The sequence below is a fragment of the Bradyrhizobium sp. WCU1 genome, assembly GCF_053474805.1.
The window spans coordinates 7,073,701-7,100,274 of sequence record NZ_CM130280.1 but is presented as its reverse complement, the minus strand read 5'-3'; the positions used below and the strand labels follow the sequence as shown (position 1 = coordinate 7,100,274).

Here is a 26,574-nt window from a genome sequence, read left to right as displayed (position 1 = left end):
CTGAAGGGGTTGGGGGATCCTATGATGACACGCAACACACAAGCCGGTCGCGCAAGGACGCTGGCGCTGTTCGGCGCCCTCGTCACGTCGGCGGTCGCACTCGGCGGCTGCAACCTGACCGGCGACGTCGTCACCGGCACGGTGCCCGACGATTACCGGCAGCGGCATCCGATCGCGATCACCGAGGGCGAGCAGTCGATCGTCGTCTTCGTGGGCCGCGCCCGCGGCAATCTCACCGAAACCCAGCGCGACGACGTCATGGGGCTCGCCCGCAGCTGGCGCCGCGAAGGCACCGGCGCGATCGCAATCGACGTGCCGGCCGACACCTCGAACGCGCGCTCGGCACAGGCGGTGTCCCGGGAAATCCGCGGCGTGCTGGCGTCGATGGGCGTGCCCGCCCACGCCATCACAAGACGCTCCTACCGCATCGAGGATCCGCGCGCGCTGCCGACCATTCGCCTCAGCTATCCGAAGATGGCCGCGGTCGCCGGGCCCTGCGGCACATGGCCGGCCGACCTTGGTCCCTCGATCGACAATCCGGCCTACCACGAGAACAAGCAGTGGGACAATTTCGGCTGCGCCAACCAGCACAACCTGGCTGCGATGGTCGCCAATCCGTCTGACCTCGAACAGCCGCGGACCGAGACCGCAGCCTACACGCCGCGCCGGTCGATCGCGTTCCAGAAATACAGCAAGGGTGAGTCAACCGCGACCACCTACCCTGAAGCCGATAGAGCCAAGCTGAGCGACGCCGCGAAATGACCGAACAACACGACGAGCCACACGCCAACGACCACATCGCGCCGGCGCCGCGGATTTCCGTGCAGGCGTTCTGCGCCAGCGTCGCGACCGCCGCGACGGCGCGCGCCGCCGCCGAAGACCGCCGGCTCGCCAAGGCTCACCTCTCCGTCCATATGGGCGGCATTGCCGCGGCCATCGATGCCTACCACAAGGCGCCGACGCCCAACGTCATCATGCTGGAGACCGAGCCGGACACCGATCTGCTCGCCGCCCTCGACGAGCTCGCGACGGTCTGCGATCCCGGCACCCGCGTCGTCGTGCTCGGCACCCCCGGCGAGGCCGCGCCGTATCGCGAACTGGTCCGGCGCGGCGTCAACGATTACGTGATCGGGCCGGTCAAGGTGCTCGACGTCGTGCGCTCGATCTGCGGCCTGTTCTCGTCCTCGGAAGCGGTCTCGGTCGGCCGCCTGATCGCGGTCGCGGGCGCCAAGGGTGGCGTCGGCGCCTCGACCATCGCCCACAATGTCGCCTGGACCATCGCGCGCGACCTCGGACTGGATTCGGTCGTCGTCGATCTCGACCTCGCCTTCGGCACCGCCGGCCTCGACTACAACCAGGATCCGGTGCAGGGCATCGCCAACGCGGTCTTCTCACCAGAGCGTCCGGACAGCGCCTTCATGGAGCGCCTGCTCGCAAAGTGCGGCGATCACCTCAGCCTGCTGGCGGCACCGGCCACGCTCGACCACGTCTACGATTTCGGCGCCGAAGCCTTCGACGCCATCTTCGATACGATGCGCATGACCACCTCCTGCATCGTGCTCGACGTTCCGCATCAGTGGACCGCCTGGACCAAGCGCGTGCTGGTCGGCGCCGACGATATCCTGATCGTCGCCGAACCCGATCTCGCCAACATGCGCAATACCAAGAACATGATGAACCTGTTGCGGACCGCGCGTCCCAACGATCGTCCGCCGCTCTATTGCCTGAACCAGGTCGGCATGTCGAAGCGACCCGAGATCGAGGTCAAGGATTTCGCCAAGACGATCGAGAGCCAGCCGATTGCGGCGATCCCGTTCGATTGCAGGCTATTCGGGGAAGCCGCCAACAACGGCCAGATGATCGCGGAAGTCTCCGCACGTCACCGCACCACGAGGACCTTCTTGCAGATCGCGCAGCGCCTGACCGGGCGCCCGGATCTCGCCGAGGCGCGCGAATCGTTCCTGTCGCCGATCCTCAAGAAACTGCAGCCGCGCCGCAACGACGGACGCCGCGCCGCCGGCTAGCAGCCCCGATTCGAGGCATCGCTAGAACCAACGCCTGATAAGATTGTATCCAGCGGGGACGGCGCCGAAAGGTCACCTCTCCCCGGAGTGGTGAACCAAGACCGCGCCAAGCCGATCCAACCAAGACTCATCCCGCTTTAGTCGCGACGGCTGGCCGCAACCGGAATCTTGTCCGCCTCGGTGCGGCTCGCGTCCCTGCGCGCCAGCAGCCGCTTCAGCGCGGCAACATTGGCCGAGCCCTGCTCGGGCGGCAGGTCAGCCTTCATGATGGTCTCCGCCTCCGCCTGGCGGCCTTGCAGGCCGACCACGACGGCGAGATTGGTACGGATCCGCATGTCGTCGGGTGCGCGCTCCCGGGCGCGGCGCAGCGTCTCCTCGGCCTTCGGCAGGTCTTTCGACAGCAGGTACGACAGACCGAGATTGGAGAGCACCGACGCATCTTCGGGCACGACCTTGAGGGCGCTCGCGTAATATTGCCGGGCCTCGTCGTGGCGCTCGAGCTGATCGAGCACTGCGCCTTGCGCCGACAGGATACGCCAGTCCGGGTCTTCCGGCGTGTGCGCGCGCCCGAGCACGTCGAAGGCCTGCTGGAAATTGCCGTTATCGGCGAGCGCCCGTCCGTAGCCGGCGAGCAACGCCTTGTTGCTGGGCTGCGCCAGTACCGCCTGCTCCATGACGGCGACCGCCTGCGCCCGCTGGCCGGTGGCGCGGAGCGCCCGGGCGTATTTCAGCGCGGCGTCGGTGTCTTTCGGGTTGGCGCGGACGCGCTCGTGATAGGTCGCAATGTCGCGCCGGGGATCGACGGGAGCCGGCGTGGCCTCCGCCGTATCGCCCAACGACCCGGTAATGTCGGACGGACCCGAGGTCTGACAGGCGGACAGCCCGATCAGCAGGATCACGGCGGCTGCCGAGCCGGCAAGACGATGCATGCGGCCAAGAGGTCGGGCTAGTTTCTCAGACATCAACGAGACTCGGAACAGCGAAGGTTCCGGGATGCTCACAGCTTAACCCTAAGTTCCGGTTAAGGATGCCATCATCTCGCCGTCATCCGGCCCAGAAGCGGCGCATGGCGCCGCGCAGGCCGCCCGGCCGTCAGTCGACGAACTGGGCGCCGAATTCGTGGCCAATCCGCCAGGCCAGGCGGCACTGACGCGGACTGCCGCTCGAAAGGATGATGGTGAATTCCGGCGGGATCTCCAGATATTCGGCGATCACCTTGACGCCGCCGGCCGAGATGTCGGTGATCATGCAGTCACGCGGCAACGACCCTGTGCCCAATTGAATTTTGGCGACGCTCCGGCACTCACGGCGTTCGCTCTTGCGGCGATTGACAAACATCCTGATCCCCAAGCCTTGCTGGACAGCTTCTCGTTCCCACCGTCATAACCGGGAAAGATTGGGAACTGCCTAGCGGAACCCGTCGCAATTGAACGGTCATTTCCAGGATTCGTTTACCGGTATCGCCGTGTCCGAACGACGCCGCCTCGATTAACGGCCTCTTCGCTACAAGCCCGCTCCCCCGGCCGGTTCCAACGTGAACAAAAAGGGGTTGATCGCGGGTCAATTGGCTCTATAGCGTGAACCCTTCGACTCGAATTTGCCGGGATATCCAGGACGTATGGGAAGTCTTGTTCTGCTTGATCTGATGGGGGGCGTCGCGCTCCTGCTGTGGGGCCTGCACATGGTCCATAGCGGGATCCTGCGGGCCTTCGGGCCCGATTTGCGGCTGTTGCTGGCGCGGGCGCTCCGCAACCGGTTCACCGCGCTCGGCGCCGGCCTCGGCCTGACCGCCCTGCTCCAGAGCTCGACCGCGACTGCCCTGATCACCAGTTCCTTCGCCGCCGAGGAGATCGTCAGCCTGGTGCCGGCGCTTGCGATCATGCTCGGCGCCAATATCGGCACCACGCTGATCGTGCAGGTGCTGTCGTTCAATGTCGCAGCGGTGGCGCCGGTGCTGTTCATTGTCGGCCTCGTCGCATTCCGCAGCGGGCCACGCTCCCGGATCAAGGACCTCGGCCGGGTCGCGATCGGCCTCGGCCTGATGCTGCTCGCGCTGCATATCCTGCTCGATACGATGGCGCCGGCCGAGAATGCCCCGGGCGTGCGCGTGTTCCTGAACGGGATCACCGGCGATCCCGTGCTCTGCATCCTGATCGGCGCGTTCGTCACCTGGCTGGTCCATTCCAGCGTCGCCAGCGTGCTGCTGGTGATGTCGCTGGCCTATTCCCAGTTCATCTCGCCCTACGCCGCGTTCGCGCTGGTGCTCGGCGCCAATCTCGGCAGCGCCATCAATCCGCTGATGGAAGGCGCGCGGCGCGACAATCCGGCGAGCTACCGGCTGCCGGTTGGCAACCTCGTCAACCGCGTCGTCGGCATCCTGCTGGTGGCGCCGTTCCTGCGCCCGATCACGGAAACGATTTGCACCTGGCAGCCCGATCTCGCCAAGGCGACCGCGCTGTTCCACATCGCCTTCAACGTCGCGACCGCGCTGCTGTTCATCGGCGTGCTGGATCACTTCGCGCGCCTGCTCGAGCGGCTGCTGCCCAAGCGGGCGCAGGAGACCGATCCGTCACGGCCGCGCTATCTCGACGAGAGCGCGCTGGAGACGCCTTCGCTTGCGCTCGCCGACGCCGCGCGCGAGGTGCTGCATATGGGCGACCATGCCGAGGCGATGTTGCGCAAGGTGATGGCGGCGATGCTGACCAACGATCGCGCGCTGGTCGACCATGTGTCGAAGATGGACAACACCGTCGACCGGCTGAACGAGGCGATCAAGCTCTACGTCACGAAGCTTACCCGCGGCAGCCTCGATGAGCGCGAGGGACACCGCGCCATGGAGATCGTCGCCTTCGCGATCAACCTCGAGCATATCGGCGACATCGTCGACAAGAACCTGAGCGAGCTCGCGACCAAGAAGATCAAGCACCGCCTGCAATTCTCGGCGGAAGGCGCCGAGGAATTGGCCGCGTTCCACAAGCGCACGATCGATTCGCTGCGGATCGCGTTCGGGGTGTTCATGTCGGGCGATGCGAGCGAAGCGCGCAAGCTGCTCACCGAGAAGGCGGCGCTGCGCGCGGCCGAACTTGCCGCCGTCGAGCGCCATCTGGAGCGACTGCGCGAAGGCCGGCCCGAGACCATCGAAACCACGTCGCTGCATCTCGACGTGCTGCGCGACCTGCGCCGCATCCATTCGCACATCTGCTCGGTCGCCTACCCCGTGCTCGATGCCGCCGGCGAGACCGCCGCCGATCGGCAGAACGCGGTGGAAGCAGCCGAACTTCCGGCGCCCGGGCGGCCTTGATCAAGCGCGGTCGCGCCAAAGCGCGATGAGATTGGGTTGATCTGAAGCAGCAGTGGGAATTCACCTCTCCCTTGGGAGAGGTCGGCGGGTAGCGCCGGGTGAGGGGTTGCGGTCTCTTGTAGGAGCAGCGCCCCCTCACCCGATTTGCTACGCAAATCGACCTCTTCCCGCTGGGGAGAGGTGAACGAATCTTGCGAGATTAACTGACTCGACCCAAACTCATCATGCTCTAGGTCGGCGGCCGATGTTCCGAACCACGCGGCGGCTGTGGAGACGCGGAAGCCGCAACGAGCTGGTCGATGCTGTCGCGCTGGCGATCGAAGGCGCCAAGGAGATCGCCCTGCAGCACCCGGCCGCCCGACAATTTCATCCGAAGCGGATCGACGTTACGGCCGTTGATCCGCACCTCGTAATAGAGATGCGGTCCGGTCGAGAGCCCCGTGGACCCGACATAGGCAATCGTCTCGCCCTGGCGAACACGGTCACCCACCTTCAGTCCGGACGGGACGCTCGCGATGTGAGCATAAGTCGTCTCGTAACCGCGATCATGCCGTACCCGGATGTACTTGCCGTACCCGCGTTCGTACCCTTCGGTCTCGACGACGCCGGCGCCCGCGGCCGCGATCGGCGACCCGTAGGGGGCGGCGAAATCGACGCCCTCATGGAAGCGGCGATCGCCAAGGATCGGATGAATGCGCCACCCGAACCCGTCGCCGAGGCGTCCGCTGACCACCGGCTTGCGCAGCAGAAATTTGGTGATGGACTGGCCGTCCTCATCATAGAAATCGGAGCTGCCATCGTCCGGCGCCGTGAAGCGATAGTAGCGGCGCGTCTGCCCGCCCGCCGCCAAATCGATGAACACCAGTTCCGGTTGGCCGATGTCGTTGGGCGCATAGATGATCTCGGCCACATCGGCGTCGCCGAGCGGCTCGTCGAGGTCGAAATCGCGGCCGCACAGCCGCATCAGTTCAGCGACGATCCCCTCGTCGACGTGATTGGAGCGAGCAAGCGCGTTGAGGCCGTCGCGTAACGTCTCGCCCGGGACGGCGTGCGTGTCGATCGATTGGCGCGGCTGCCTTCCGCCCGACGCGGCGGCCTCCGGCTGTTCCGGCACAATCGCCTGGTATTGACCGACATCGGTGCGACCGACGGCGGACACGCTGGAGCCCGCCCGTTCGATCGACACTTTCGCGACGTGGCCGCGCGGCGCCCCGGCATCTCCGTCCTGCTCGATGACGGTGATTTTCTCGCCGCCCGACAATGTCTGCTGACGGCCCGTCGACGGGAAAGCGGCAAGGATCGCCGGCGCATCCTCCGCGGCCGCGGCCAGCGCCCGCAGGATGGCGGAGAGCGTGTCACCGCTCCTGGCGACAATGACATGTCGATAGTGACGAGAGGAGGAAGGCGACTTCGGAAGGCTGGTGACATTGACGGCGTCACCGATCGGAGCCGGCGAATGCGGCACGTCTTCAACGTCGGCATAAGCGCTGGTGCCGCCCGGCAGCCCACGGCGCGATGGACCTCCCCGAATGATCGATGGCAACTCCGACGGCAGTTGCGTGCTTGCTCGCTGCTCGTCCTTGCCGTCCGCCGGCGTTTCGCGGCGATGGTCCTGCTCCGGCTCGGGATCGATCTCCGCAAGCCGCGCCGACACGCGGGTAAATCGACGGACCGAGCCGGCATCGCTCAATTGCTCGATCTTGAGCGCCGAGGGATTGCCTGGCGAGCCGGGCCTCCGATCCAGGCGATCGCCGCGCCGCGCCTCGTCGACCACCTGCCCCGTGACGCGCGGACCTGAGACCACCGGCGACGCAGCGAATCTCGTGCGATAACCAAATGCGCCGCGAAGCGCGCCACCAAGCAGCACCACGGCCGCGGCGCCGATCAGGATCGTCCCGGCCATCCAGCGGATACTGACGGCGCGCCGGTCCGGCAGACCGCGCTCGCCGGTCAGCGGCGGCGCGTCGAGCAAAACGACATTGCGGACATGCAACAGATAACTACCCGCTCTGGTCGGTTCGCCACGGCTGGTCATCGACGCCCCTCATCCCCTGGCGCATGGACTCGGGATGCCGCCACGCCCACGACGGGCCGTAGATGCCATGCGTCTTGGGGCGATTGTTTGACCGTCGTCCGGATTTGGTCGCAATCGATGCTGGAAGCCATCAAGACTTCGAAAGCAGCCCCAGCATACCGTTCGCCGCACCGACGGCCGTGCGGATCAATTGTCGAGCGTCTTCGACGCGCGTCGGCGGTTCTTCACGATCAGCATGATGTTGCGGACATAGATCAGCGTGGCGAGGCCCTGGCCGAGGATGATGACGGGTTCGCGCTTGGCGAGCCCGTAGACCAGCGTCATCAGGCCGCCGCCCATCGAGAAGAACCAGAACGCCATCGGCACCACGCTCTGGCCGGCGCGCTCGCTGGAAATCCACTGCACCAGAAAGCGCGCGGTGAACAGCAGTTGCGCGACGAGGCCGAACGCCAGCCAGAAATCGAACTTGGCGACGAACGTGTCGTAGAAATAGGCGCTCAGCGCCTGGCCAAACTGAATCAGCATCATTTCACCTTGGTGACATCAGTCGCATCGGTGACGCCCGGCACTTCCGTGACGACCGGCGTCGGCTTCTTGCGGCGGATCAGCCACCACACGCCGGCCAGATCCATGATCCCGATCCAGAGCCGGTCGAAGAATCCATAGTTCGAGACGCCGGAATGGCGCGGGCGATCGACGACATCGACATAGGCGATCGCATATCCTTCGCGGCGGACCAGCGCCGGCAGGAAGCGATGCAGCCCGTCGAAATAGGGCATCGCCAGGAACACCTCGCGCGGAAACGCCTTCAGGCCGCAACCGGTGTCGCGCGTGCCATCACGCAGGATGATGCCGCGCACCTTGTTGGCGATGCGCGATTGCAGCTTCTTGAAGCCGGTGTCCTTGCGCCCGACGCGCTGGCCGGCGGCAAGGCCGACGCGGCCGTTGCCGCTCTCGATCGCCCTGATCAGGTCCGGCAGGAAGGCCGGATCGTTCTGGCCGTCACCATCGAGCGTCGCCACGATCGCACCGCGCGCGGCGCGAACGCCGCTGCGCACGGCCGCCGACTGGCCCGAGGAGATGGCGTGGCGCAGTTGCCGGAGATTGGGCCGCTGCGCCATGATCGCGCCCAGCCGTTCACCGGTGGCGTCGGTCGAGCCGTCATTGACGTAGACGATCTCGTAGGCCCAACGTCCGTCGAGCGCGGCCGCGATCTCGGCGATCAGCGGCGCGATATTGTCGGCCTCGTTGCGCACCGGCACGACGATGGAAACGGCGACCGGCGTCTGGTCGGAAACAGGCAATTCGGCACTCGTGGTTGATGTGGGGTTCGCGGCTGGAACCCACCCGATCCGGCCGCCGGGCGACCGCTTTTATGGGGCGAAAGCGCTCCTCGCAACCCTTTTGAGGCGCCCTTCCGAGGGGCCCGGCAACGCCACCACGGTGCCATCGCGATCGATGGCAAAACCAAGGCGGCGGGCGGCGAACCAGTAGCGTACGGCCGTTGCGCCGATCATGCCGACAGCCGCGCCGGCCACCACGTCGCTCGGATGATGGGCCAGCAGCACCAGCCGCGTCGCGATGATGATCAGCGCATAGACCAGCATCGCAACCCGCGCGCGCGGCCACACCGCCGACACGGCGAAGGCCAGCGCAAACGCCGTGATCGCATGTCCCGACGGAAAGCTCGAATAGGCCTCGGTGCCGGCGAAGTGCTGGAAGTTGAAGGCATTGGCCTTGCCGCCGACGAACGGCCGGCCGCGACCGACGATCCACTTGATCACTTCACCGGTCGCCACCGACAGCGCGACCGACAGGAACAGGTATTGCAGCCTGGTCCCGAGGCCAAGCAGGGTTGCGCGCGGCACGCCGCGCAGCGCGGGCGCCGCCAATGCGACTGCAATCAGCAGCAGACCGAGCGCGCTGAGCACATACTCGTCCTTGCCGAAATCGGTGAGAATCTTCACCCACCAGAGCGAAGGCGTGCCGCGCGGCGGCATCAGGCTGATCTCGGCGACATCGACCGCATACATCAGCGTGACGATCACGGCGCCGCCGATGACGAAGAGCAGCAGCACGTGGCGCGCGGAGCGGCGCGCTGCCTCGGCCCGGCGCGAATGCGACGGTGCCCGCACCAGCTGGGCGAGGGACAGCCAGACCAGCGTCAGCAATCGTCCGAAATAATTGGCGGATTCCAGGTTGGCTGGCGGCGCCGGCATGTCACTCCGTCCCTTCGGAACGGAAGATCGCAATCGAGACCGCCTTGCCCTGCGAGATGTTGTAGCCCTCGATCCGGACCGGCGCGTTGTAGCGCAGCCCGATCGCCTCGGCGCGCTGCACGAAGGCGCGCTCCGAGCGCTGTTCGACCAGCGCGAAGCGGCAGGAGCCCTGCCCCAGAAAATCCGCCGCGCCGGATCCGTCGGTGAGCAGCGTCGAGGTATCGGTCATGAAGACGAGGCTCGGCTCATGGAAGCCGGCCGCCGCCGCCTTCGGGCCGACGCAGGTGACGTTGCGCAAGGCGCGTGCGACCTCCTGGCTCGGAAACACGGTGGTGAGCCGCGGCAGCACCACGCCATAGGTGGCGCCCGCCATCAGCGCCGCGGCGATCACCGCATTGAGCAGCGAGCGTTCGGCGCGGCTGTCCTCGAACATCCACCACGCGACGAGGCCGAACACCATCGCGACGGCAAACAGCGGCCAGGCCGGAAACACCGGCTGATGGATCGCCTTGATGGCGCCGACGATCACCAGCACCGCGCCGAATGCAGGGATGGCAAACCACCAGGCGGCGCCACGCAGCAACCAGGGCGAACGCGACAGCACGCGGCGCTCCAGCGCGCCGACGGTCAGGATCGCGATCGCCGGATAGAGCGGCAGCACGTAATGCGGCAGCTTGGTCAGCACGGCTTCGAACACGATCCAGGACGGGATCAGCCAGGCCAACAGGAACTGCGCGCCGGGCTCACGCCGCGCGCGCCAGACCGCCGGCGCCGCCATGGCAGCAAGCGGCGCGCCGGGCCAGAACGTGATCCAGAACAGCAACAGATAGATCCCGGGCGGCGCGCCGTGCGATTCCTGCGCACCGAGCTTGCTCAGCATGTCGCCGCCGACCGAGTCGGCAAAGAAGGTCTCTCCGGCCCGCAGGAAGATCAGCACGAACCACGGCAGCACCAGCACAAGGGTCCACATCAGGCCCCAGACCGGACGCATCCGCCAGAACCACGCCGCCGATCGATCGAGGATCGCAAGCCCCGCCATCGCAAGGCCGACGAACATCAGGATCAGCGGCCCCTTGAGCAGGATGCCGACCGCGAGCGCGGTCCAGAAGATCGCGGGCGGGCCCCATGATGGATGCGCCGGATCCTCGCCGCGTTGCCAGGACAGATACACGCGCGCCATCGCACCCATCGCCGCGGTGACCGTCAGCAGCAGCATCGCGTCGGTCTTGGCGAGCCGCGCTTCGACCCCGAGCAACACGCAGCTTGCCATCATCAGGGCGGCCAGCACCGCCCCTTGCCGCGTCACGAAGGCGAGCGCCGTCCAATAGGTCAGCAAGACGGCGCCGATGGCGCCGATCAGGGACGGCAGGCGGTAGACCCAGATACGGACCTGGGCGCGCTGCACCCCGAGCGCGGAGATCGTCTTCAGCGCCGCCGCCTGCATCCAGTAGATGCCGACCGGTTTCTTGTACCGGACGTCGTCCTGGAAGCGGATGTCGACGAAATCGCCGCTCTCGACCATCTGCTTGGTCGCCTGGGCAAAGCGAACCTCGTCGCGGTCGATCGGCGGGATGGTGAAGAAGCCCGGCAGGAACAGCACCAGGCAGGTCAGCGTCAGAAACAGGAGCGAACGCCATTGGCTGGCCGTCGCGAACTCGAACGCCATGAACAGCCTGCGGCTCGAATGCGCAGGTTTTACAGACTGTTGCCCTGCTCCAAAGCGCCGGGGTTGGAGGCTATCCACCATGGGTTTCGCATACGATGAAACCGCAGCGCAAACAACCGTGCTGTTCCGCTTTCCACCCGTACCGTTCCGCTTTCCCGCGCGATCATTGCACGCGGATCACAACGGTATCCGCAGCTCCCGTGGCGTCGATCACGGTCAGCCGCGCGAAGCCCGGCCCGGGCGGGTCGATCAGGCGCTGCCGCCGGCTGTCGATGTCCCCGGCTGAGACACCATTGACGAGGACCGTCAGCGGCAGCACGCCGCCGGCAACCTTCACCGGCAGCGGCGCATTGCGGCCGCCCTCCGATTGATCGACGTCGATGCGTGAGCCGTTCAGCGGAAACTGGATGTGCGGGGCCTGATCATTGCCGCTGCGGACCAGCTCGCCCAACGGCCGGAACCGGCGCAGCGGCGGCGGCAGTTTCGCGTTGGAGGCAACCAGCACGCCCCGCGGCGGCTTCGGCAACGCCGCCGGGATCTTGCCGGTGCGCGCAAAGGCGTCGAACAGGATCGGCGCCGCTGCCGTGCGGCCGACCAGACCCGGCACCGGCGCGCCGTCCGGGCGGCCGACCCAGACGCCGATCGTGATGCGGCCGTCGAAGCCGACCGACCAGGCATCGCGATAGCCGTAGCTGGTGCCGGTCTTGAACGCGATCCGGTTGTGCACGCCGTTCTCCGGCGGCGGTGTGCCAAGCAGGACGTTGCCGACCTGCCAGGCCGCGGCCTGATCCATCAACCGCATCGTGTCGCGGCTGTCATTCTCCTGCATGATCTCGCGCAGCGGCTTGGTGGCGCCGAGCCGCGCCAGTCCGGAATAGAGCTGGGCGAGATCCTGCAACGTTATGCCGACACCGCCGAGACCCATCGCAAGGCCCGGCGCCTCGTCCTTCGGCAGTACCAGACTGGTGCCGGCCTGCTTCAGCCGCGACGACAGCCGGCTGGCGCCGACCCGATCGAGCAGCGCGATCGCGGGCACGTTGAGCGACAATTGCAGCGCCTTGCGGATCGGCACCGTGCCCTGGAACGTCATGTCGAAATTTTCCGGCGCATAGCTGCCGAAGCGGATCGGCCGATCCTCGATCAGGCTGTCGGGATGGACGAAGCCGTCCTCGAAAGCGAGGCCGTAGATGAACGGTTTCAGCGTTGAGCCCGGCGAGCGTATCGCGCGCGTCATGTCGACCTGCCCGGCCCGCCGCTCGTCGAAATAATCGGCGGAGCCGACGCGCGCCAGCACGTCACCGGTTTCGTTGTCCACCACCACGATCGCGACCGAGACGTCAGGCCCCTGCGCGATGGCGCGATCGCGCGCCAACGCCTCCAGGTTCCGCTGAAGTGTGGAGTCCAGCGTCAGCTTGATGACGGGAGAGTCCTTCATCGTCGCGACCGCCTGATCGGACGAATGCGGCGCCAGGATCGGGATCTGCTTGCGCAACCTCGGCACCGCCGCCGCCCTCGCCTGCGCGGCATCGTCCTTCGACACCACGCCATCCTCGACCATGCGGTCGAGCACGCGGTCGCGCGCGGCATGCGCGGCTTCGGGGTAACGGTCGAGCCGCCGCCGCTCCGGCGATTGCGGCAGCGCCACCAGGAGCGCGGCTTCCGCGAGCGACAGCCGCCTCGGCTCCTTGCCGAAATAGGCGATCGAGGCCGCGCGGACGCCCTCGAGATTGCCGCCGAACGGCGCCAGCGCCAGATAGAGGTCGAGGATCTGGTCCTTCGAGAGCTGCCGCTCCAGCTCGACCGCGCGCACCATCTGCCGCAGCTTTGCGTAGACCGAACGCTGGTGCCGCGGCTCGATCAGCCGCGCCAGCTGCATCGTGATGGTCGAACCGCCCGAGACGATATGGCCGCTGGTGAGCAGCTGGAAGCCGGCGCGCGACAGCGCCAGCGGATCGATGCCGTGATGCTCGTAGAAGCGCTTGTCCTCATAGGCGAACAGCAGCTTCAGATAGCCGGGATCGACGGCCGTCTTCGCATCGACCGGCAGCCGCCAGCGTCCGTCCGCCATCGCATAGGCGCGCAGCAGTTTTCCGTTGCGATCGACGACTGTGGTCGAGACCTGCTGCGCCTGCATGATCGGCAGCGGACCGAGCGAGACGACCCAGCCGGCGAAGCCGCCGGTTGCGACCAGCGTCGTGACGGCGCAGATCGCCAGGACGGTCTTGATCCGCCGCCAGCGCGTCTTGCGTTCCGGTGCTGTCCTCGACGCTGCGCTCATTTCGCGGGCTTCACCTCGACGGCGCCGGTGCCGCTGCGGCCGTAGCGCGAGGGGTTGTACATGTCCTCGACATAGGCCTGTGGCAGCACGTATTTGCCCGGCGACACCGCGCGCACGACATAGGCGACAGTGAACACCGACTTGTCGTTGGCGCCGCGGTCGATCGCCGCGGTGAAGCGGTCGTCGCGGAACTCGGTGTTCTTCGGCTCGACACCGTCCTCGATCCACGTGAGCGTGCCGGAATCGCCTGACGACACCAAATGCGGGTTGTCGATCTCGAGCCCGGCCGGCAGATAGTCCGCCACCATGATGTGACCGAATTCCGGTTTCGCTTCCGTGACCTTCAGGACAACCGCGAAGCGGTCGTTCTGCTTCGCCTTGCTGACATCGGCCGGCTTGCCGTCGAGCGTGAAGTAGCTGCGCTCGATCTTGAAGCCGTTGGAGGCCGCAGGTTCCGGCGTGACCGGCGAGCCCGCCACCGAGACCACCGCCTGCAGCGGTGCGTCGCCGGTGTTGGTGATCTTGAGCGGCTGGCCCGTCATCGCCTCGGCCTTGTAGCTGCGATAGACCGCGGTCTTGACGCCCTGGCCGTTGATGTCGAGGGCCAGCGTCTCCTTGGCCAGCGCGCGCGCCGCCAGCACCATCCACGCATTCTCCTGCGTCGAGGTGTAGGGCGACAGCCCCCGCGCTGCTTCCACCCGCAACACGGCCTGCGTCAGCGTCGTGCGCGGCGCATTGCCCTCGCCGGCAAGCGAGACCAGCGCCGCCGCATCGCGCAGTGCCGAGCCGTAATCGACGCGGCCGAACTCGATCACCGGTTTCGGGTTCAGCGCGTCGAGCGCGGCGCCGTAGACCCGCTCGGCCCTCGCTCTGTCGCCGACCAGCGCCAGTGCCGCGGCAAGCTGCGCCTTGGAGATCGGCGTCGCCAGATTGTTCAACTTGGTGTCGGCGAGATAGCGCAGGTCGCCGATCGGCGCCGCGCCATTGCGCGCGAGCACGTAGAGGCCGTAGGCCAGATCACGGCCGCCGTCCTTCTCCGGTTCGTTGGCATTGACCACCGAGTTCCTGACACGGTCGAGCGCGCTCTTGAACAGCACGTCCGGCACCGCAAAGCCCTTCTCGCGGGCGCGGGTCAGGAAGTCCGTCACGTAAGCATCGAGCCAGGCGTCGTCGCCGCCCGCCGACCAAAGGCCGAACGATCCGTTGGAGCCTTGTCGAGCGAGGAGCCGCTCGATCGCGTCGCGGATGCGCTGATCGACCGCGGTGTCCATCGCCAGATGGGCGCCGGCGGCGAGATCGTTGACATAGAGCAGCGGCAGCGCACGGCTGGTGATCTGCTCGGAGCAGCCATAGGGGTAGCGGTCGAGCGCCTTCAGGATGCTCGCGGCATCGAGCGCGGTCGACAGGCTCGCCGAGATCGAGACGCTGCCGGTGCCCGGCACCAGGTCGGAGAACATGTCCGACGTCAGCGTCAGGCTCTCGCCCTTCGCCAGCGTGCGGATCGAGCGGCGTGCCAGCACTTGCGTGGCCGGCTTGACGTCCAGTGCGTAATGCCGCGCCAGCGTCAGCCCGTTCGGCCCGGAAATATTGACGTCGAAATCGGCGCGACCGGCGCCACCGGCCTCGAGCCCGAGCGACAGCGAGGAGCGCTGCTTGGCGGCGAGCTTCACCGTCGTCGTGGGATTGCCCGACGCCTTGATCGGGCCGCTCGCCTTGATGCTGATTGCGTAGTCGCCGGCGGCGCCTTCGACATTGTCGATATCCATGCTGATGGTGCCTTTGTCACCGGTCAGCAGGAAGCGCGGCAAGGTCGCGGTCAGCACCACGGGATCGCGCACCGTCACGTCGACATTGGCGCGGCCGAGCTTGGTGGCGCTCCACGCCACCGCCATCACCCGCGCGGTGCCCGCGAACTCCGGAATGTCGAAGCTCACTTCGGCCGTGCCGTCGGGGCCGACCGTGACGATGCCGGAATAGAGCGCGAGCGGCTTCTGCGTCGGCGGCGAGCCCTGCAGCTCGGCGCCGGCCGCGTCGCCGCCGCTGCGGATTTGGCCGGTTGTGCCCTGCATGCCGTCGATCAGCTGCCCGTAGAGGTCGCGGATCTCGGCGGTCAGGCGGCGCTGGCCGAGGTAGTAGTCGTCCGGCGCCGGCGGCTTGTAGTTGGTCAGGTTGAGAATGCCGACGTCGACCGCGGCCAGCACCACCTTGGCATCCTCGCCGGGATTGAGCCCGCCGAGCTTGACCGGAATTTTCAGCGCCGTGCCCGGCCGCACCAGAGCGGGCGGCGACAGCGTGACGGCGAGCGTACGCGTCTTCTTGTCGATGCCGAACCATTTCAGCCCGATCGCGCGGCCCGGCATGCGCCCGGCGGCGGCATCGAGCGGACGGCGCAGCGTCGTCATGACGTAGGCGCCGGTGCCCCAATCCTTGCCAACCTCGAGTTTGACCTGCTGGGTGCCTTCCTTGACGTCGACGCTCTGGGTCGTCAGCAGGCGGTCACCAAGCACATAGACGGTCAGCTTGCCCGCGGTGCGCGCATTGACGGACACCGTCATGGTGTCGCCAGAAGCATATTCCGGCTTGTCGATCGATGTTTCCAGCAGATCGGGCGTGTCGGCGCTGCCGTCCGAATACCAGCCGACATCGAACTGCACCGAGGTCACAGGCCCGTCGGCATCGGTCGATTTCACATCGAGCCGGTAGCGGCCGGGCTGCGGCTGGAAGGTCAGGCGCAGCGGCTTGTCGGCCGCGAGGTTGGCGTCGCCATCGGCCACGCGGCGGGTCGACTTGACCGGTTCATACTGCCAGGACGAGTTCTGCCGGTACCACTGGTAGCGCGACTCCAGCTTCAGCAGCTCGTAGCGCAGCCCGTTGCGCGGCAGCTGCTTGCCGTCGGGCGCGACGAACACGACATCGAATTCGGCCTTGTCGCCCTCGGCGACGCTCTTGTCGCCGAACAACGGCTTGACGCCGATCAGCGAGGCGCTGGGGGCCACCGGCAGCACGATCTTGCGCTCGACCGAACGGCCGCCGCTCTCCGCCATGCGGATGAAGATCTGGGCCTCCTGCGGCCGGGTCGAGGCCGGGACCTTCTCGAGCTTCACCGGGAAGGTCGCCGCGCCATTGGCATCGGCCTCCGGCAGGTCCTCGATCGGAGTCCGCTCATTGCTCGCGGTCTTCTCGTCATCGACGCCGAACTGGTAGCCGGCATAGCCGGGCCGGCCGTTAGCGGCCGGCGCGACCAGCATATCGCCTTCGAGCTGAAGGCCCGAGGCCGGCGCGCCATAGAGGAAACGGCCGGAGACCTGAAGTTCCACCGGAACTTCAGCTTTGATCAGCTTCTCCTTGCTGGTCAGGTCGAATTCGATCCGCTCGGGGATGTAATCCTCGACCATGAAGGTGGTCTCGCCGACCGACGCGCCCTTGGGATCGGTGAAGACGCGGGCGCGCCAGGTGCCGGTCGGCACCGCGGAATTGAGCGCCACCGCCAGCATCCGGCCGCCGGCACCCTGGTCAGGCAGCACGGTGCGGCGGAATTCGACGCCGTCGGGACGCTCGATCACCATGGTAAGCGGCGTTCCGGTCAGCGCGTTGCCCTGGCCGTCACGCAGCAGCGCCGTCAAATAAACGGTCTCGTTGGAACGATAGACGCCGCGCTCGGCATAGACGAAGGCGTCGGCGCCGGCGGGGATCGCCCGGCCCGCGACGCCGCGGTCGGTGAGGTCGAAGGCATTGGTCTTCAGGCTCAGGAAGGCGTAGTCGGATTTTTCGCCTGTCACCGTGAGCAGCGCCGGCGACAGCCCGCCCTCGCCGCGTGCCAGGCCCTGCTCGAACAGCACGTGGCCGGCGGCGTCGGTCTTGCGGGTGGCCAGGATCTCGTTGTTGCGGGCGACCAGCTTCACTTCCGCATTGGCGACCGCTTCAGTCGAGGCCAGCGAGTTGACGAACACGTGGATACCGTCATTGCCGGAGAAGGCCGACAAGCCCATGTCCGAGACGATGAACCATTGCGTCGCCAGCGTGCCGTCATCATCGCTGCCCGGGCCCTTGGCCGCCGCGGTCATGACATAGACACCGGGCTGCAGGTCGCCGAGCGCCTGATCGACCGGAAACGCCGTGACCACGTCCTGGTTCAGCGTGGTTGCGGTCGCCAGCTCGCCGGACCACACCTTGACGCCACGCTGGCCGCCGAGATCGGAGAGCTGGTAACGGCTCAGCGTGCTCTGGAAGTCGCTATCGATCACGGTGTTGATCAGGTTGCGGTCGCCGATCCGGAACACATCGATCGTGACCGCCGGCGTGTTGACGCTGACCACCGGGATACCGCGCTGTCCGGTCCGCGGCAGCACATAGGCGCGCCCCGTGAACCGGACGAACGGCTTGCGGTCGCGGACATAGATGTTGAACTCGGCCGATTTCGGCAGCGTCTCCTTGACGGTCGAGGGCAGCCCGGCGCGCAGATTGATGTTGTAGCGCTCGCCATGCTTCAGGCCATCGACGCAGAGCTGCTGGCCTTCCGCCGACAGGGCCGGCTTGTCGGTGCCGGCCAGTGCCAGGTACGGCGCGAAATCGACGCGCTTGGCCAGCTCCTCGGAGAACTGGAAGCAGGCCCGCGGCGAGGCCGCATCGGAATCAACGCTATAATCCAGCAGCCGGAAGCCGTGCTCGTCGCGCATCCTCTCATACTGGCCTCTGATATCGGCGACCTCGCGCAGGTCGAGCGACAGCCGCAAGCTGTCGAGCGCCGGACGCCACAGCTTGCGCTCGGCGAACGCCTTGCCGAGCACGGCCAGCGCATCGGCCTCTTCGCCGGCATTGCCGGCGCGCTGATAGGCGATGTAGGCGGCGGTGGAGGCGCGCTCCATCAGGAAGGTCTGTTCGCTGGAGCTCGCCGACCTGATCTGGAACACGGTCTTGGCGAGCCGCAGCCAGTTGGCGCCGTCCTCCGGCGCGGTCGCCGCGATCTGGCCGAGGATCTGCAAGCCTCCGCGGAAATCATTGCGCTTGAAGGCGGCATCCGCGTCGGTGCGCAGGGTTGCGGCCGACTTGTTGACCGCCCCCGCCTCGCTCTTGATCTGGGCTTCCAGCTTGATCGCGGAATCGGCGAGGTCGTCGCGCTTGAAGGCCTTGTCCGCCGCCTGGGCGCTGACCAGGCCGAGCGCCAGCGTGGCGCAAACTGCAGCGGCACGAACCAATCCGATCATGATGGAGCTCCTGAACGCCCCGCGGTCGAGCGCCGCGTTGGGGTAAAAAATGCGCGAAAAGGTGACGGAGTGAAGGCGCCGACATGAACGGACGAAAACGTCGCAGATCGCATTGCCGACATTCCTTCGACCAACCCCGGCGGCAGCATCATGCCGGCTCGGGGGCTGGACAGGCCAACGCAGGACGGGACCCCTGCTCGCCTTTGTCGCTCGCCCACAGAAATCGGTTCGGACCGACTTGGCGGAAAAGCGGATTTTTCATAATGGCGGTGCTACAAGGCGGCCACGGTCCCGTAGCTCAACTGGATAGAGTAGCGGATTTCTACTCCGCGGGTTGCAGGTTCGAATCCTGCCGGGATCGCCAACAATGGCTCAGGTCGTCGCAGTGATCCGGGAAGCGGATCAGCCGGTCAATGTTGGCCAGCTTCGTTGCGGACGCTCTACGACCAGGAATGCCTGCTTCGAAAGACAATCGGTTTCGACTGGTCGAGCGCGCCGGCGCGCCGAATCGCGGCCCTGCAGCAACATACGGCCTGCTTCGTGGCGCCGACCCTCATCCTGCTCACGGGGGTCATCTTCGGCTGGGATAGCTTCAACGGATTTCGTAAGGCAGCGACTTTCGCGACCACGCAGTTTCACCTCAGCGGCGTGCTGCCATGGTACAAGCTGCAGAGCAACTACGGGCTATTTCGATTTGCCGGCCTGGGCTACGGATCGGCGATGTCGTTGCAGATCGCGATCGCGTCGGCCTGCGCGATCTGGGTGCTGGTCATGTGGCGCCGCAACGTCAGCTTCGCCTTGCAGGCCGCAACCCTGCTTGCGGTAACGCCGCTCATTTCGCCCTACTTCGCCATCTACGATATGCCGATCCTGGCGCTCGCGTTGGTGTTTCTGATGAACGCGAAGACGGATAGCCGGATCTCGCTGCTCTCCGATCGTCGGGTGTTTCGGATCGCTGTCGGCATCGTGTTCGTATTGGGCTACGCATTTCCGCTGGTGCTGGTTCCCGTTGGTCCGTTGATGTGCGCCGCCGTGATCGCGATCATCTTGATGAGAGACCGGAATCGCGCGGCAACCTCGGGGCCACCGCTGCGGTCCTGGCCGGATCGCCACGCCGCCCCTCGATGAAGCCATTTTCCGGAGGCCGCGAAGCCGGCCGGAAACAAACCCGGCGTAGCGTCCCAACATTCGACCAAAAGGGGATTCGGTCATGTGGGATTTCATCAACGAATTGTACCGCGATTTTTGCCTGGCCCGCCTGCAGGAGATGCGCAAGCTCGATCAGCATATCTGAACGGACGCGAACCATGGACAACGATCAGCCCCTGGCCGGCGCCATCCTGACGGCGATGGTGATTGCGGCGGTGGTTTGGGCCACCATCGGGCCTGCGCCCTTGCACAAGAAGGTCGGCAGCCAGCACCAGACGGTTGCCAGGCGCTGATCCCCGTAAGAGTCCGGTGCGTTCGAACCTTGGCGCCGGTCCTGCAGACAGACCGTCACTGGGATTGCGGGCCCAGATTGGAACAGGTCGCCGCCGGGACAAATCATTTCCAGCCCGGCGGCGTAATTTTCGGGACACAGTTAGCGTCGTTGCGACCGGCGCATTCTGCGGCGGGGCGATCGGCTGCGGCTTGCGCAGCGAGTGGTCCCCGCAGCTCTGCCGGATCGCTCGCGAAGGCCGCTGCGGCCGAGGCTCCCTAAAACTCTCTTAACCACAAGCAAAGGCCGTGGCTGAGATCGTGGACCGATCGCGCTTCGATCGGCGTTGTACAGCACCATGCGTGCAACGGATCATTGCGTCGTCCTTGCGATGTGTGGGGCGGTAATTGTCGTCGCCCCCATCGCAACCGCCGAGGCACAACAGGTGCAAGCCGGAACGCTTGCATGTCGCGGCGGCCCCGACACCGGTTTCATCCTGGGCCCGGTGACCAATCTCGACTGCGTGCTGCACGTCGAGAATGCACCGGACAGCCGCTACGTCGCGGCCATTCGCAACTTCGGCATTTTCATCGGTGAGCAGGAAGTCACCCTCACCTGGAAGGTGATGGCACCGGTGTCGCGGCTCGGGCTCGACGATCTCGCCGGCAACTACACGCACGCGAGCGGCGCCGGCGACAACGTTCTCACAGGCGGTACGAATGCGACGGTCGCCTTGCATCCGTTGGACGAAAAAGATCCCGCACCACCGCCGGTGAAAATCGAGAGCCTGGAAATTCGGCCGGTGAATCCCTGATCGTGCTCGCGCGCGGCAAGTCAAACGCACAACGCCGTCCGCTTGAAATATATGCGGACGGCGCTGCTCCTAGCCCCAGGAAGGTGATGCAAAATCCTGACGGCTCCAAGTCTGCACGTTCTGTGCCAGACATCATGGCCCATATGGGCTATTTGGCTGGAGAGAAACGCGGGTAGGTTAAGCATCGAGGTGCTGTGACGGTGCCTCACGACCAAAGTGTCAACTTGGCCTCAGCGTGGCCCACGCGCTGGGGCCGTTCTTTTTGATGTTCACGGTCTGCTCTGAAGTCGCATCCTGTTCTTTATCATCCAGCGCACGAATGCTTCCCTAGTTCTCCGTGCATGAACAAGGTTCCGGCGCCTTCAACGGCCCGATGCATTCTGGTCGTGACGTTGCAGGCTGCCGCGTTTGATTGCAGCGCGCTTCGTGATTTCTTGCTTCGAACTGCCTCCTCAGAGGTATTGTGAGCGTGCACCGAAATGCAGGACCGTCATGGAAGATTCCGTCCAGATCCGCTGCACACGCTGCAAGAACGTCTTTCGCGATCGCGCCATGCGGCTGCAGAACGGTTACACGCGCCAATGCCCTGGCTGCGAGATCGTCCTCTTCTTCGATGAGGATTCGCACGATCCAAACATCAAGCGCGCGATGCGAACCGCGCGGCGCGTACGCAAGGAGCTACGCGAAAGCGAAGACGTGAGCCCGAGAAAGGCCGCCGCCGCTCCGCGGCGCTATGGCGGCCGCTCGGCATCGAACCCGCGCGGAACCGTAGACGACGGCGACGATTGAATTGGTGCCGCAGGCTGTAGGACTATCCGCCGCGGCCGGCATTTTCCGACGCGCGGTCGAGCCACTGGCGGGTCGCCTCGTCACTCCAGCCGGGAACGGCGAAGCGCGCCGACGGCGTGACATCCGCGGGCGCGCGAACGGCTGCGGGTTGCCGTGGGTGGGGGTGACGCCGTGGTGCGGCGTTCGCCGGCGCGCACAGCATCACCAACAGACCAAGTGCCAAAACAAGGCGCATCGCAATTTGCTCCTGATCATCATCCCGACCGCGCCGAGAGAGCCGCCCTGCAATGGCCGGATCAGGACCGCCGCTTTGCCTCGACGTAGCGCTTGAAATTGTCCAGGATCGCCTGCCAGCCGCCGCGCTGCTGTTCGACCGAATGGGTATCTTCGCTGTCGAAGCTGACCTCTACCTTGACGCTGCCGGCCTCGGGCGTGAACGCAACCTGCGCGGTGCGATCGCCGAACGAATATTCGAGCAGCCGCGGCGCCTCGACCCTGGTGTAGGTGCCGGCGAAATCGAATCCCATGCTGCCGTCCTTGGCTTCCATCCGCGAGGAGAAGGCGCCGCCGGCGCGCAGATCCACGGTCGCAGCAGTGGTGTGCCAATCGTCGGAAGCCGCATTCCATTGCCTGATATCGTCCGGCGTGGTGTAGGCGCGCCAGACATCGGCGATCGGTGCGGCAACGATCGTTTCGACGGCAATCCTCATATGCGTTTCCTTCGTCGTGATTGAACGGGTGGATGCGCCCCTGGCGCCCGGCCGGGCCGGCGGATCGCGATCACTCTACTAGGGCCATCCGCGATGATCCACAAACGGCTCCACCAGCAGGCCGTCCCGGCCCGGGGCCGCCCGGGTTTGGCGCCGGCACAAGAATTTCGTCAGGAATGACCGTGTATGGAAGACGGAGCCAACGCCCGGAGAGGACGTCATGCGGAACCTGAACACTGTGCTGAGCAAGCTGAACGACCGCCTGCTGCGGCTGGAGGGCGAGCTGTTCGTGCTGCGATCGATCGCCCGCGCCGCCCTCACCGCCGGCGACGAATCCGCGGTCCGCACCCGCAAGCTGCTCGAGGGCGCCAGGCTCGCGCTGTCGGACGAAGCCGAGCGGCCGCTGGACGCCGCGACCGAGAAGTACGTCGCGGCCGCGATCGCCATGGTCGAAGAGCTGCTCGAGAACCCTCGCGAGGCGGCGCCGCTGTTCAGGGTGATCGATGGCGGCAAGCGCGACGATTAACCCGCGATCAGGCGTTGCGGACCGAGCTTAGCTCGCCCCCTGCACCGCCCTGTCATACGCCTCGATCGTCGTCCTTGCCCTGACCGCAACATCCGCGGCCGTCATGCCCGGCTTGTAGAGGCTGCTGCCGAGACCGAAGGCGCGAATGCCGGCCTTCACATACACCGCGAAATTCTGCTCCGAGACGCCGCCGACGGCGGCGATCATCGCATCCGGCGGCAGCACGGCGCGGATCGCCGAGATGCCTGAGGCGCCGAGCACGCTCGCCGGAAAGAATTTCAGGCCTGAGGCGCCCGCACGTGCGGCGAGCAAGGCTTCCGTCGGCGAGAACACGCCGGGCATCGTGACCATCGCGTGGTCCCGGGCCCGCCTCAACACGTCGACATCGACGTTCGGCGACACCATGAGACTCCCGCCGGCGTCGTGGAGATGATCGACGTCCGCGGCCGACAGCACCGTGCCGGCGCCGATCAGGACATCGGCAGGCGCCCGCTTCGCCGCGATCGCGATCGAACGGAACGGCTCGGGCGAGTTCAGCGGAATCTCGATCGCGGTCATGCCAGCCTCGATCAGCGCGCTCACGATGCCCAAGGTCTCGTCCGGCCTGACGCCGCGCAGGATCGCGAGCAGCGGACGCTGCATCGGCGGAAACGGAATGCTCATGCGTTGATCCTCAATTTTACCAGATCGCCGCCGCTGCGCCGGCAAGGCCACGGCGAACCGCCTCGTCTGCATCCATGACGTTGAGCGGAATGGAAAGGTGTTCGAGCCCGATCTGATAGAGCCGCTGCAGGCGGCCCGATGCGATCAGCGTGACCGGCGTTGCCCGCGCCCGCTCGGCGAGGCCGGCCGCCAGCTCGGCGCCGATCAATGTGCCCGAGATCGTCTCGCGCGCGGCCTGCGCGCTGCCGCCGAACAGCAATTGCCGCGATCGCACGCGAAACAGCAGGTTGGCTGACAGCGCAGGCGAGGCGAATGCCTCAGCGACCGCCGAGCAAAACGCGTCGGCATCAACAGCCTCGTCAGCGTCCGCGACGGCGTGAGACAGGATGGTGTCGCGCACGACCGCGCTGAACAACTCGCCGGTCATCAAGGTCGCAAAACGCTCGACGGTTCCGCCGCGCAGGCGCACCCATTTGGAATGCGTTCCCGGCATGCAAACGAGCGCCTCGCCCGGTGCGTCCAGACCGAGCGCGCCGAGCAACTGGGTTTCCTCGCCGCGCATCACGTCGGGAGCCGCGACATTGCGCTGCGCAATTCCCGGCAGGATGCGAATGTCCCGCGCCTGCCCGCTGACCTTGACGGCACCTTTGAGGATGTCCGAGAGATGCGCCGGCGTGTCGACATAGCCGGCCTCGACCCAGCCCTGCCGCGCGCCGGCCATGCCGCAGATCACGACCGGCAGATCGACGGCCGCCCCCAGCGCGTCGAGATGCGATTGCAGCACGGAGGCAAAGCCGGTCCTCGCGGCCGCGGTCATGCCCTGGTCGCTGCGGCGTTCGCCGAACACCTCGCCGCCAGCGTCCATCAGCCAGAGCCGGAAGCTGCTGGTGCCCCAATCGACCGCGACATAGGAAGGCCCGCTCATCGCGCTCAGTTCCACGCACTCAGTTTCCGGCGCAGCGACGGCACCGCTCATGAGACGCGATAAAGGCCTTCCTCGGGCCGCGCAAGACGGCCCGTTGGCGTGCTGCTACGAAACTCCTCGCATCAGGGCATGCGCGGTTCGGTTACCGCGCGCCCTTCAGCGTACAGGAGGTCGTGCAGGTCGTGACGTTGCCGTGGTCACACTTGATGCAGGCATTGACGCACTGATCCATGACCTTGGGATTGTACTGACTATAAAGATTGGCCGCACAGCTGTTGGTCGATCCCGTGACCTCCGGGTCGGGCCAGCAACCGGACAGTAAAAATGCTGCGGCACTCAAAATGGCGACCTTGCGCATAAGGCCTCCTGCCACGCTCTATCCAAGTAACCTTACAAGTAACCTTGATAGGTTAGGTTAAATTCCGGTTTCAATTGCGACCTTATCCGGAAGCAGTATTGCTTATCCACCGGACATTTCCCCAAGGTCCGGGCCCACACCGGCAAGGCCGTCAGGCGACCCCGCCTGGCGGCTTTGTTGCCCAGCAATGCGCAAGGATACCAACAAGATGGCCAGAAAGCCGCGGTGGTCGTTCAAGGAGGACCGACGACTGATGGAATTGGCACGCTCCTCCAAGACGCTGGAGGAGGTCGTGAAGGCGACCGGCCGCTCGCCGGAGCGGATCAAGAAGATGGCGATGCGCCTCGGCCTCTCGATCAAGCCGCGTGGCGCCACCAAGAAATAATCTGAAATACGGCGCTCTGACGCCCGGGCCGGCCGGCGCGGGTTTGAGCCACGTGGCACCGCTGGTATGAGGCAAACCCGACAGCAACAGAACTAGGGTTCAGGCGGACAATCGTCCTTCGCTCGTACGGGGATCGCCTTGACCTCACCTACGGCCTTGGCCTCATCTGCAGCCTTGACCTCGCCCTCACCCCTGGCCTCGCGCTCGGCCTCGCCCGCCCGGGTGCAGGTGGTCAGCACGAAAGCCACCCGGCTGCACTGCCATCCGGGGCCGAGGCCCGCGCTGGACACCTGTTCGGGCGATGCCAGCGTGAGGGACACATACGCTACCAAAACGGCACCCGCCGCGCCTGCGACAGCCAGCGCCGCGCCCTTTCCGGACCACAGCTTTGACATCATGGCCTTGGTTCCCGCCGATCTCTGGGGATTGATCAGGCAGCTCACTTGTCCGCGTGTGACCGGAATCACAACCGGGACCAAACAGTTCAGCCCGACTCTTACGGTCTGATGTGGGAGCGATATTGCACTGCCGCAAGGCAGGGTCAGCGTGCCGGCTCGATCACATTACAGTTGGATCGGCCCGACATCACACAATCCTGCATCTTGCTCGCCGCCGTCAGGTCGTGCGCGAGCCAGAGACCGACCGCGAGCATGACCACCGCGACCAGCAATCCGATCAACGCACCACGGCGGTTGCCTCCGTCTTCGGATTCGCTCATGCCCGCTTGGGTTCCCGTTGCGATTGCCCCGCATCATGACCGTTTGCACGGTTGCGTGCGATCAATTCTGCAACAGTCGCACAACGAAATGCGCGCCGGCAGCCGTCTGCCCCTGCAATTCCATTGCGGGCGCTTCAGACTCGCGAAACACTGCTCGCGCAGGTGGAGCGCGTGTGCGGGGCGTGCCGATGAGCGAACAGCAAGTGAGCTACGATTATCAGCGTTACAGGCAACTACTGTCGGAAGCTGTCGACGAGACCAGCAGGCTGCGCCTGATCAGCCTCCTGATCACCGAAAAGGCGCGCGACAGGCTCGAAGCCCAGCGCGCTTCCGACCGGAGCGCGATGACCGCCGAGACGGTCGCCAAGGTTTTGGGCACCAAGGTCTCCGGCAATGACGTCCTGGGCAACGGATGGCGGGAGCAGTCTGAGCGCGGCTAGACGTTGCGACAGGGCCGGGCTGTCGCCGGATTCGGTGACCAACCACTCACCACGCCGACCTCCAGGCGTAGGCAACCACCGCCATTTGCTGTGCGCTCA

At 66.0% G+C, this 26,574-nt stretch carries 25 protein-coding genes and 1 tRNA gene; 11 read left to right on the top strand and 15 right to left on the bottom strand.

Translation table 11 applies throughout. The annotated features are described in order from the left end of the window. Positions 1-24 precede the first annotated feature (24 nt). Entirely contained in the window at positions 25-762 is a 738-nt protein-coding gene (locus tag ACTUWL_RS33335) for a CpaD family pilus assembly protein (protein WP_021079301.1), read from the top strand. Further along, complete coding sequence (locus tag ACTUWL_RS33330; protein ID WP_021079300.1) at positions 759-2,024, top strand: AAA family ATPase; 1,266 nt, start codon at positions 759-761, stop codon at positions 2,022-2,024. The genes ACTUWL_RS33335 and ACTUWL_RS33330 overlap by 4 nt, the downstream gene beginning before the upstream one ends. Before the next feature lie 137 nt (positions 2,025-2,161). On the opposite strand, the gene ACTUWL_RS33325 is transcribed toward ACTUWL_RS33330, so the two are convergent. Beyond that, positions 2,162-2,986 (bottom strand): tetratricopeptide repeat protein, encoded by an 825-nt coding sequence (locus tag ACTUWL_RS33325; RefSeq protein ID WP_021079299.1) that lies wholly within the window; start codon positions 2,984-2,986, stop codon positions 2,162-2,164. 130 nt (positions 2,987-3,116) lie between these two features. Further along, positions 3,117-3,362, bottom strand: coding sequence for a PilZ domain-containing protein (locus ACTUWL_RS33320; protein WP_021079298.1), 246 nt, complete (start codon positions 3,360-3,362; stop codon positions 3,117-3,119). A 280-nt stretch (positions 3,363-3,642) separates the two neighbouring features. On the opposite strand from ACTUWL_RS33320, the gene ACTUWL_RS33315 reads away from it, so the two are divergent. Continuing rightward, complete coding sequence (locus tag ACTUWL_RS33315; RefSeq protein WP_021079297.1) at positions 3,643-5,325, top strand: Na/Pi cotransporter family protein; 1,683 nt, start codon at positions 3,643-3,645, stop codon at positions 5,323-5,325. A gap of 229 nt (positions 5,326-5,554) precedes the next feature. Here the strand turns inward: ACTUWL_RS33315 and ACTUWL_RS33310 are convergent, their stop codons facing one another. From ACTUWL_RS33310 to ACTUWL_RS33280, 7 genes are all read right to left on the bottom strand, one after another. Further along, the gene (locus ACTUWL_RS33310; protein WP_035651595.1) at positions 5,555-7,297 is read right to left on the bottom strand and encodes a M23 family metallopeptidase; all 1,743 of its coding nucleotides are present in this window, start codon (positions 7,295-7,297) and stop codon (positions 5,555-5,557) included. A 249-nt stretch (positions 7,298-7,546) separates the two neighbouring features. After that, entirely contained in the window at positions 7,547-7,885 is a 339-nt protein-coding gene (locus ACTUWL_RS33305; protein WP_021079295.1) for a lipid-A-disaccharide synthase N-terminal domain-containing protein, read from the bottom strand. Next, entirely contained in the window at positions 7,885-8,664 is a 780-nt protein-coding gene (locus ACTUWL_RS33300) for a glycosyltransferase family 2 protein (RefSeq protein WP_021079294.1), read from the bottom strand. The genes ACTUWL_RS33305 and ACTUWL_RS33300 overlap by 1 nt, the downstream gene beginning before the upstream one ends. Positions 8,665-8,733: 69 nt before the next feature. Further along, the gene (locus tag ACTUWL_RS33295; protein WP_021079293.1) at positions 8,734-9,579 is read right to left on the bottom strand and encodes a phosphatase PAP2 family protein; all 846 of its coding nucleotides are present in this window, start codon (positions 9,577-9,579) and stop codon (positions 8,734-8,736) included. A gap of 1 nt (position 9,580) precedes the next feature. After that, a complete protein-coding gene (locus tag ACTUWL_RS33290; RefSeq protein ID WP_035651592.1) occupies positions 9,581-11,326 on the bottom strand; it encodes an ArnT family glycosyltransferase in 1,746 nt (581 codons plus the stop codon). Positions 11,327-11,408: 82 nt separating this feature from the next. Further along, complete coding sequence (pbpC, locus tag ACTUWL_RS33285) at positions 11,409-13,523, bottom strand: penicillin-binding protein 1C (RefSeq protein ID WP_021079291.1); 2,115 nt, start codon at positions 13,521-13,523, stop codon at positions 11,409-11,411. Further along, positions 13,520-18,727: an alpha-2-macroglobulin family protein gene (locus ACTUWL_RS33280; protein ID WP_021079290.1), complete on the bottom strand. Its 5,208-nt coding sequence runs from the start codon at positions 18,725-18,727 to the stop codon at positions 13,520-13,522. Before ACTUWL_RS33280 ends, pbpC begins: the two co-directional genes overlap by 4 nt. 287 nt (positions 18,728-19,014) lie before the next feature. On the opposite strand from ACTUWL_RS33280, the gene ACTUWL_RS33275 reads away from it, so the two are divergent. The 5 genes from ACTUWL_RS33275 to ACTUWL_RS33255 all read left to right on the top strand — a co-directional run bounded on the left by ACTUWL_RS33275 (position 19,015) and on the right by ACTUWL_RS33255 (position 21,750). Beyond that, positions 19,015-19,091, top strand: a tRNA-Arg gene (locus ACTUWL_RS33275). A gap of 65 nt (positions 19,092-19,156) precedes the next feature. After that, positions 19,157-19,855 (top strand): hypothetical protein, encoded by a 699-nt coding sequence (locus tag ACTUWL_RS33270; RefSeq protein WP_021079289.1) that lies wholly within the window; start codon positions 19,157-19,159, stop codon positions 19,853-19,855. Positions 19,856-20,034: 179 nt separating this feature from the next. Continuing rightward, entirely contained in the window at positions 20,035-20,169 is a 135-nt protein-coding gene (locus ACTUWL_RS33265; protein WP_021079288.1) for a hypothetical protein, read from the top strand. Positions 20,170-20,493: 324 nt separating this feature from the next. Then, positions 20,494-20,961 carry a DUF992 domain-containing protein gene (locus ACTUWL_RS33260; protein ID WP_106940307.1) on the top strand — a complete coding sequence of 156 codons (468 nt, stop codon included), beginning with the start codon at positions 20,494-20,496 and terminating at the stop codon, positions 20,959-20,961. Between the two features lie 492 nt (positions 20,962-21,453). Next, a complete protein-coding gene (locus ACTUWL_RS33255) occupies positions 21,454-21,750 on the top strand; it encodes a GMP synthase (glutamine-hydrolysing) (RefSeq protein WP_021079286.1) in 297 nt (98 codons plus the stop codon). A 296-nt stretch (positions 21,751-22,046) separates the two neighbouring features. On the opposite strand, the gene ACTUWL_RS33250 is transcribed toward ACTUWL_RS33255, so the two are convergent. After that, the gene (locus ACTUWL_RS33250; protein ID WP_021079284.1) at positions 22,047-22,460 is read right to left on the bottom strand and encodes an SRPBCC family protein; all 414 of its coding nucleotides are present in this window, start codon (positions 22,458-22,460) and stop codon (positions 22,047-22,049) included. 220 nt (positions 22,461-22,680) lie between these two features. Here ACTUWL_RS33250 and ACTUWL_RS33245 point away from each other — a divergent pair, with 220 nt between their 5' ends. Beyond that, positions 22,681-22,986 (top strand): hypothetical protein, encoded by a 306-nt coding sequence (locus ACTUWL_RS33245; RefSeq protein WP_021079283.1) that lies wholly within the window; start codon positions 22,681-22,683, stop codon positions 22,984-22,986. Positions 22,987-23,013: 27 nt separating this feature from the next. Here the strand turns inward: ACTUWL_RS33245 and ACTUWL_RS33240 are convergent, their stop codons facing one another. The 3 genes from ACTUWL_RS33240 to ACTUWL_RS33230 form a co-directional block, all read right to left on the bottom strand. Next, complete coding sequence (locus ACTUWL_RS33240) at positions 23,014-23,649, bottom strand: 2-dehydro-3-deoxy-6-phosphogalactonate aldolase (protein ID WP_021079282.1); 636 nt, start codon at positions 23,647-23,649, stop codon at positions 23,014-23,016. A 16-nt stretch (positions 23,650-23,665) separates the two neighbouring features. After that, positions 23,666-24,574 carry a 2-dehydro-3-deoxygalactonokinase gene (locus ACTUWL_RS33235; protein WP_021079281.1) on the bottom strand — a complete coding sequence of 303 codons (909 nt, stop codon included), beginning with the start codon at positions 24,572-24,574 and terminating at the stop codon, positions 23,666-23,668. Between the two features lie 142 nt (positions 24,575-24,716). Then, positions 24,717-24,932, bottom strand: coding sequence for a hypothetical protein (locus ACTUWL_RS33230; RefSeq protein ID WP_021079280.1), 216 nt, complete (start codon positions 24,930-24,932; stop codon positions 24,717-24,719). 208 nt (positions 24,933-25,140) lie between these two features. Here ACTUWL_RS33230 and ACTUWL_RS33225 point away from each other — a divergent pair, with 208 nt between their 5' ends. After that, a complete protein-coding gene (locus ACTUWL_RS33225; RefSeq protein ID WP_021079279.1) occupies positions 25,141-25,317 on the top strand; it encodes a hypothetical protein in 177 nt (58 codons plus the stop codon). Between the two features lie 92 nt (positions 25,318-25,409). Here ACTUWL_RS33225 and ACTUWL_RS33220 read toward each other — a convergent pair whose 3' ends face one another. Next, positions 25,410-25,715, bottom strand: a complete 306-nt coding sequence (locus ACTUWL_RS33220; RefSeq protein ID WP_021079278.1) for a hypothetical protein — start codon at positions 25,713-25,715, stop codon at positions 25,410-25,412. Positions 25,716-25,858: 143 nt separating this feature from the next. Beyond that, on the bottom strand, positions 25,859-26,035 hold the full coding sequence (locus ACTUWL_RS33215; protein ID WP_021079277.1) for a hypothetical protein: 177 nt from the start codon (positions 26,033-26,035) through the stop codon (positions 25,859-25,861). 188 nt (positions 26,036-26,223) lie between these two features. Here ACTUWL_RS33215 and ACTUWL_RS33210 point away from each other — a divergent pair, with 188 nt between their 5' ends. Then, entirely contained in the window at positions 26,224-26,475 is a 252-nt protein-coding gene (locus tag ACTUWL_RS33210; RefSeq protein ID WP_035651580.1) for a hypothetical protein, read from the top strand. Positions 26,476-26,574: the final 99 nt, after the last annotated feature.